8 protein-coding genes are annotated in these 7721 nt (G+C 52.8%); all 8 read left to right on the forward strand.

What is annotated here, in order from left to right:
* Positions 1-892 precede the first annotated feature (892 nt).
* Positions 893-1165, forward strand: a complete 273-nt coding sequence (locus tag ACETWG_06055) for an acylphosphatase (protein ID MFB0516150.1) — start codon at positions 893-895, stop codon at positions 1163-1165.
* A 251-nt stretch (positions 1166-1416) separates the two neighbouring features.
* Entirely contained in the window at positions 1417-3264 is a 1848-nt protein-coding gene (locus ACETWG_06060) for a tetratricopeptide repeat protein (protein ID MFB0516151.1), read from the forward strand.
* A gap of 13 nt (positions 3265-3277) precedes the next feature.
* Positions 3278-4066 carry a dihydroorotate dehydrogenase electron transfer subunit gene (locus tag ACETWG_06065; protein MFB0516152.1) on the forward strand — a complete coding sequence of 263 codons (789 nt, stop codon included), beginning with the start codon at positions 3278-3280 and terminating at the stop codon, positions 4064-4066.
* A gap of 5 nt (positions 4067-4071) precedes the next feature.
* Positions 4072-4986, forward strand: coding sequence for a dihydroorotate dehydrogenase (locus ACETWG_06070; protein ID MFB0516153.1), 915 nt, complete (start codon positions 4072-4074; stop codon positions 4984-4986).
* 161 nt (positions 4987-5147) lie between these two features.
* Positions 5148-5498, forward strand: a complete 351-nt coding sequence (locus ACETWG_06075) for a septal ring lytic transglycosylase RlpA family protein (GenBank protein ID MFB0516154.1) — start codon at positions 5148-5150, stop codon at positions 5496-5498.
* 40 nt (positions 5499-5538) lie between these two features.
* Positions 5539-6432, forward strand: coding sequence for a phosphatidate cytidylyltransferase (locus tag ACETWG_06080; GenBank protein MFB0516155.1), 894 nt, complete (start codon positions 5539-5541; stop codon positions 6430-6432).
* 67 nt (positions 6433-6499) lie between these two features.
* Positions 6500-6961, forward strand: coding sequence for a hypothetical protein (locus tag ACETWG_06085; protein MFB0516156.1), 462 nt, complete (start codon positions 6500-6502; stop codon positions 6959-6961).
* On the forward strand, positions 6958-7721 hold a 764-nt coding region (locus ACETWG_06090; protein ID MFB0516157.1), incomplete at its 3' end, for a hypothetical protein. The genes ACETWG_06085 and ACETWG_06090, both read left to right, overlap by 4 nt.

The following is a 7721-nucleotide window of genomic DNA, read 5'->3' on the forward strand; positions in this document are numbered from 1 at the left end:
ACTAGCCTTGGCATCCCCTCGCCTGGCTCGGGGCAAGCCTTGGCGGTTTCATATTTTCTTATCTCTGCGTCTTTCCGGTTAATTTTTTCCCCTTTTTCGCGCACCTCGTGCATTAGGCGCACCAGGCGAACGACAAACCACCTTCAATGGCTTATATTCCGGCACGATGATAATGCCGCCGCCATATCGCCCCGCCCTGCCCTTGGTCCCGCCGCAGGCGGTGGCTCCCGGTTCCGCAGAAAGCGGGGAGTTTACCCCGCGTAACGAAGTGTAGCGGGGCTGGATGTGGAGTAGAAAATTCTACACCCCGGATTTACCCCTCCCGTCGGGAAAAACTTTTAAAATGCTGGATTTTGTATGGATTTTGTTGAATTTTAAGGGCTCTTCCTGGTCACGCTTTGGCGGCCGGTCACATTGCTCTTTCATATAGCCCGATTGACCGCGGGCATCCGGGGGGTACCCCTGGGGGCGGTATCAAATCCTCCGTCGGGAAGGTGACCCTATCATGATACTGGTATGACCCCAATACGAACCGACGGTGAGCTTAAAGACTTCAAAGACTTGCGATTTCACTTGAAAGTGCTTAGAATTGGATACCTCTTGAATACCAGTTTATACCCGGCCCCGTTCCAATCCGTCTCCAAGGATCGGGGCCATTATTTTCCAGGTGCTGAGTAGCTCTTTCTGGTATCCGCTGTAGTGGGGAGCGTGACGAGGCTAAGCGACTGGCATCGTTGAGATTACTAACTGTGGAAACCCGTTGATACTAAGGTCTTTCTGGTCTACTTTCAAATCCTGATTAAAATAGCTTTATTAGCCGGGTCATTGATATGAGCCATGGCTGGTGTATAAGAAAAGTCAATCTGCAATTCTTCATCCGAGGCGGGGTGCGATGAAGAAGGTGAGGGTAGTCGTATCCGGGAGGGTCCAGGGGGTGTGGTTTAGGGCTTCCACTTATGATAAGGCTAAGGAATTTGGAGTAAACGGATATGTCAGAAATACGATTAGCGGTGATGTTGAATTCGTGGCAGAGGGCGAGGATTCTAAAGTGGATCGGCTCATTCAGTGGGCCAGGCATGGGCCGCCGCTAGCGCGGGTTGATCATATAGAAGTGGTTGTTCTGGAGTATGATAATGAGTATCCAGATTTCAGTGTCAGGCATTGAAGCCGCCTGTCAACTTGGTGTGGCCCCGCGCTATCCCCGCTACTGACTTCTGGCTGTTAGGCTTCATTGCGATGTGGAGTTTCTTGCTCCCCAGTATCCGAATAAGGTAAACTTGCGCGACAATGAAGGGATTGACAATCCCAGACAACCGGCAACAGCACGTACCTCACCTGAAAGTGGGGGGACGACCTCTACACCCATACCCTCAGCATGCTCATTTCTACATCCGCATGCGGCAGATTAGTCTAATCTTGGCACTGGCTCTGTTTGCCAGCTGCGCCTACTTCAATACCTTTTATAACGCCACCATCTATTATGACACGGGTGTGAAGGCTCTGGAGACGGCAGGTGCCTCAGGTAGCGCTAATATACCTAAACTGGCCAGCGATGCTTTCGGGAAAGCAATCGAAAAATCCTTGAAAGTCATCGAGAAGTATCCTGAAAGTCGCTATGTCGACGACGCCTTTTTCATCATTGGCCGGAGCTATTTCTATCGCCAGGAGTACGGTTTGGCTGAAAGGTATCTGCGACAACTTCTGCAAGAATATCCCTGGAGTCCCTTTTCTAGTGATGCCCGCATCTGGTTGGCGAAAGTCCATGCCCAGCTGGGCCTGACCGATATGGTGGAAGAGGACCTGGCGCCCATTCTCGCCTTACCTGATCCACCGCCGGCCTTACTTGCTGAAATCTATATGCTTCGCGGAGATATAGCCTTGCGCCAGGGAAATGTCTCAGCGGCTATTACCGCCTTCCAAAAAGGGGCGCAACTGGCTAGCGATGCCACTCAGCAGTCTGCCATCTACTACCAACTTTACGAACTAACTGAGGAACAGGAAGACTACGCCGCAGCCCTCGGCTTTCTGGATCGCTATGCGCGAACCACCCCAAGTGAGAGCGAACGTATCAACTCGCGGCTCACTCGAGTACAGTTGCTGCAAAAAATGGGTGACCTTGAAGGGGCATATAAGGAAATCCGCAACATGGTGTCGCTCACGGAATTTGCCAGTATCATTCCCGGACTACAGCTGGAACTGGGTAAAATCGAGCTTCGCCGAGAGAACTGGACTGAAGCCCTGAACCGCTTTGGTGAGGTCATTGATGAGTTCGCCACCTTGCCGGAGGCTAGCGAGGCGGCTTACCGCGCGGGGGAAATCCATTTCACCCAATTCTACGACATCGACCAAGCCCGAGACAATTTCAGGCGTGTTAAACGCAACACCACCTACTATCAACCTGCCCAGGTAAAACTGGAACAAATTGCCACCCTCAAAGACATGAATAAGAAGATCACCACCCTTCGGTCGCAGCTGGGCCTGGACAAGCCAGCGGAAGAAGAGTCGCTAGTAGAGGGGATTGCAATCCAAAGTCCTGGGGAGGAGGCACTCCCGGGTAAAGCCGTGCAAGAAATCGACTCAACCAGACCCGCCCTGGATACCGCTGAAGTTCGCCAGAATCTGGCCTATGCCATGTATCGACTCGGTGAAATTCAACTTTTTGAAATGGAGGACGTTGGTAACGGGCTAACAATTATGGCTGATATCGTGTCCAATTTCGATAACACCGAAGTCGCCGCCCAGGCTGCCTACGTGCTCTATACTCACACGCGAGACAACCCGGATCAGGCTACCTTCTGGCGGACCATCATCCTGGAAAAGTATCCCACTTCACCTTATGGCTTGCTTCTGAGTGCTAGGGGTCCAACGACGGGAGATCGCGAACTTGATTCACTGATAACCCTTGCCGATGAAGCCATCCCTCATAATCCGCGCCGGGCACTTTATCTTTTCCGAAAGATTCATGAGCAATTTGGCACGGAGCAATCATCCTATGCCATTGCCTACCTCTACGATGAGTATCTGGCCCAGCTGGACAGCGCCATTGTTGCTTATGATGAGTACCTGTCGCTCTTCCCGACTGGAATGTTTAGTTCGGACACCAATAGGCGGCTCAACTTTCTCCGGCGGATCAAGGCCGGTCTCCCATCAACTGAAGATGAACCTGAGCCCGTTACAGCAGAAGGAATTAACCAGGAGGTGGTAACGGACACCCTGTCAATAGAGGAGGATGTGTCCCCGGTACGGGAAGTTCCTGAACCATAGTCCGGCATTCAACATGGTAATCGAAGAAGCCAAGGTGCGCTCAAATGGTAGGTTAGCACAAGGGATCTATACCATGGAACTCACCGCACCGGTGATTGCCTCCTCCGTCCAGCCCGGCCAGTTTGTGAATACATTGATCAGCGAGGGGTGGTTCCCCCTTCTCCGGCGACCAATGAGCGTCGCATCCCGCAGTGATGATCGCATCGGGCTGATCTATAAGGTGGTCGGTGCGGGCACCCAAGCCATGGCCAGCTGGACCCCCGGACAGCAGGTGAATTTACTGGGGCCCTTGGGAAACGGCTGGACCGTTGATGAAGGTACCTTTCCCGTTCTGGTTGGTGGTGGCGTGGGTATCGCTCCCATCAGCTTCTTGCACGAGGAATTGAAGGACCACGGTATTGAACACCACCTTCTGATGGGTGCCCGGGATGGCTCGGAACATTACCTACAGCATGCTCCCGAAGAGAACATCACTCTCACTACCGACAATGGAACGGTCGGCATAAAGGGCACGGCCATCGACGGGCTGAAGGTTGTCCTAAACCTGTTGAGCAGCAACTCTGTCACCATCTTCGGCTGCGGACCGCCACCTATGCTTGTAGCCTTGAAGCTGTTTGTTAATGACCAGGGACTTCCATGTCAACTGGCTACCGAGGAGATAATGGGCTGTGGCTTTGGCATTTGCCAGGGGTGCAGCGTGGAGCTGAAAACCGATGTTGACCATCACCAGCCCAGCTACCGGCAGCGCTTCAAACTGGCCTGCATCGATGGACCGGTTTTTTGGGCCCATGAACTCGCGTGAGCTCGATGGTGGATCTCACTGTCACACTCGGTGATAAACTAGTCCTCCAGAACCCGATTCTCACCGCCAGCGGTACCTTTGGCTACGGAGACGAGGTCCCGGAGCTGGTGGACGTGAACCAGCTAGGGGGACTGGTTACAAAGTCTATCACTCGTCATCCCCGGGAAGGCCATCCACCGCCGCGAATTGCCGAGACCTCTGCCGGTATGCTCAACGCCATCGGCCTAGCCAATATCGGAGTGGAACGCTTCTGTAATGAGAAACTGCCTTATCTGGCTGAGCTGAGCACCGCTGCCATTGTAAGCATCGCCGGCTCCAGTTTCGAAGAGTACCAGGAGGTGATGAAGATCATTGAGGGACGGCAGCCGCGTATTATGGGCTATGAGATCAATATCTCCTGCCCTAATGTGCATGATGGGGGCATGGAGTTCGGCGTCAGCACCTATATGACTGAAGAGCTGACCCGTCACCTACGGGAGCTAACCGCGCGCTTCCTGATAGTTAAGCTCAGCCCGAACGTAACGGCCATCAGTGACATTGCTAAGGCGGCGGAGCAGGGAGGGGCCGATGCAATCAGCGCTATTAATACCGTAGTGGGTATGGGAGTGGATCCCAGGACAGGCACATTCCAGCTCAGTACTGGCATTGGTGGTTTGTCAGGCCCGGCGATCAAACCCATCGCGCTGGCAGCTGTGTATAAGGTAGCCCAGGCAGTGACTATCCCGGTCATCGGGATCGGAGGTATCATGACCGTCGGGGATGTTGTGGCTTTCGTCCGGGCAGGTGCCCACGCAGTGCAGATTGGAACGGCCAATTTTCGGGATCCAGGAATTGGGATTCGCCTTATTTCCGAACTAGGTTCTTTTCTTGAGGAATTGGGCGTAAGCCGCCTTTCTGAAATAAGGGGGAGTGCCCATTGACGTGGGCTTCACTGCAGCGGGTGGTTGTCATCGGAATGGGGATTGCCTTCATCAGCGCGGCCTGTGCACCTGCACCCCGGTATACTTCCGACCGAAAGCCGGCGAAAAAAGAGGGTACGTCCAGTAGAAGAATTACACCTCCTTCAAAGCGCCCTCCCTCAATGAAAGTCCGGCCCGGAGCAGTCTTCGTCGGTATTGCCTCTTTCTATGGACCTGACTTTCACGGCAAACTCACTGCCAACGGTGAGGTCTATGATATGTATGGGCTCACCGCTGCTCACCGTACCCTGCCCCTTAATACGATCATTCGGGTGACCAATCTGGCCAACAGCAAGAGCCTGATTGTGCGCATCAACGATCGCGGTCCCTACATTCAAGGACGCATGCTAGATCTTTCCTATGGCGCCGCTAAAAAGTTGGGCTTTGTAGCCAAGGGCACCGCTCGTGTGAAGGTAGAAGTAATTGAGTTAGGGGACGACGAGTACATGAAGCACCTACCCGGTAAAGAATGAGACTGGCCTTCCCTGAGGCAGGCTTATAATTTTGCCGACCATGTCCAGCCCATCCAGCAAAGGCGATAAAGTAAAATCGCGCCTACTGGTCTTTTTCCTGGGTATACCCGCCCTACTAGGTATTATCTGGCTGGGAGGGTGGGTCTACGCCCTGTTTGCCACCGCTGTTGTTATCCTAGGTTTACAGGAATACCTTACTCTCTTACGTCGTGGGAAGTTAACGCCACGCCCGATCCCGGTATATCTAACCGCCCTCGCCATCCTGGTTGCCTTCACCTATCATGTGGGTTTGTTTGGACAACGCCAACCCTGGGAAACTTTGGGATGGCAGTTTTTTGCCATCGTGTTTCTCCTGGTGATTATGATTCAGACTTTGGAAGTGTTGCGTTCTACGGGCACAGCCTGGTTGAATCTCTCAGCTAACGTCCTAGGTGTATTATGGGTAGCCGGTTTCGGAGGTAGTTTCATCTTAGTGCGCTCCGCTGATTTTTCTGCCTATAACACCTCAGTGGATGTGGCTTTTCGGCTTACCCTATCACTGTACGTCACTGTGTGGATCTGTGACACCCTGGCTTATCTAGTAGGCCGACGCTTTGGCAAGAAAAAAATCTTGCCATTGGTTAGTCCCAAAAAAACGGTGGTAGGCACTGTCTCCGGGATCATTGGGGCCCTGATAGCAATATTTCTGTTGGGCACCTTGGGATTCCTGCCGCGGGAAATCTTTCCCGTAGCCTACCTGTTCATTCTGGGACTGATCGTGGGTGTCGGTGGGCAGATGGGCGACTTTGTAGAGTCCCGGCTAAAACGAGATTTTGGTGTCAAGGACACCGGCTCCTTACTACCGGGGCATGGGGGGATTCTGGACCGGTTCGATTCCCTACTATTTGTCATGCCTTTAGCTTATCTGTTCCTTAAACTGGTGATGTTGCTGTAAGGCTCTTGTTTAGTTAGCCAGCTTTTTGCGCGTTAACATGGGCACTATATTAATTATAGACAGAGATGTGAGGACGGTTGAAGTCCTGAACCTATTACTTGATGCCCTGCGAAAACCCTTTGAAGTAGCCAGTACTCACTCGAATGCAGTCCGTATCTATTCCACAGGTCAAGTTGAAGCGATTTTTATGAATCCCGAGTTGCCAATGGTGGATCCTAAGGCACTCGTGGACGAATTTGAGGTTGTCGCTGCTGATCGGAATCGTAAGCGTGCCCCAGTGGTGTTTCTATATACTAACGACGAACTGGTCCGCCGCTACGAACTGCGTAAGGTGCCCGAAAGCCAACTTGTACGGAAGCCTGTGCTGATGGAGCATTTCTATGCCCTGCTCGATGATATGGGTCTCACAGAATTGGCAGTGAGCGTGAGAAGCCAGCGTGTAGATGAGCGAATTCAGCAATTTGCCGCCTTCATCAAGCAGTCTGAAGCCTGGGTCGACAGGCTCAAAGAGCGTCTGGTTAAATCATGACCGATGCGGTAGTAAGGCAACAAGACCTTGATCTGCCGGATGGTGTCCTACGCCTGACCTCATTGTCTGAAGATCGGCTGATTCTGGCAGAGCTGATCGAAGGCTCCCCAACCAGGTACGATATTCTGACTACCATTGGTGGGGCGGGTATCGCCCATGGTATTATCGAGCGGGGCGTAGATGCGATTGCACAAGGCTATGAGGGACAAGTACCCGTTGCCCACGCCGAAGTGATCGAATTGCCGGGACAGACATCTTGCATAGGACTTGACCTGCCACTGGTGGAGGAAGTGGCGGTCACGGGCCGGTTCGAGAAACTGAACCAGGTAGACGTTTCCTTTCCTGTGAAAGCCGGTCAGAGTATCCTCTCGCTCAGCGCTCCTCCTCGAATAGTCATTCGCTATCCAAATGGGCAAGATCGCGTATTGTATGAACATGAGCCCATTGATTCCGCACTATTTGCAGGAAAAAATACCTCTGTCAACGAAGAGAGTAACACTGTTCTGGCAAGCATAGACGGGCTGGCTCACCGTACCGTCTATGGTATCGTGTGCGTATATCCCACCGAGAGGGCTTTCGGCATTGGAAGCGCCCACGGAAAGCTGTGGAAGGAGTCGGCCTTTGTCATCGAGCAGGACATTAGCGATAGTTCCCATATAGAGACAATATCCACACTTATCGTGAGGGGTGCTGTACACGGGTCTCTCCTCCAGGCCGCCGGCAACATCCAGATCTCCTTCGCCGCTGACAATCCTACCCG

The sequence above is a fragment of the Candidatus Neomarinimicrobiota bacterium genome, assembly GCA_041862535.1.
Lineage (GTDB): Bacteria > Fidelibacterota > Marinisomatia > SCGC-AAA003-L08 > TS1B11.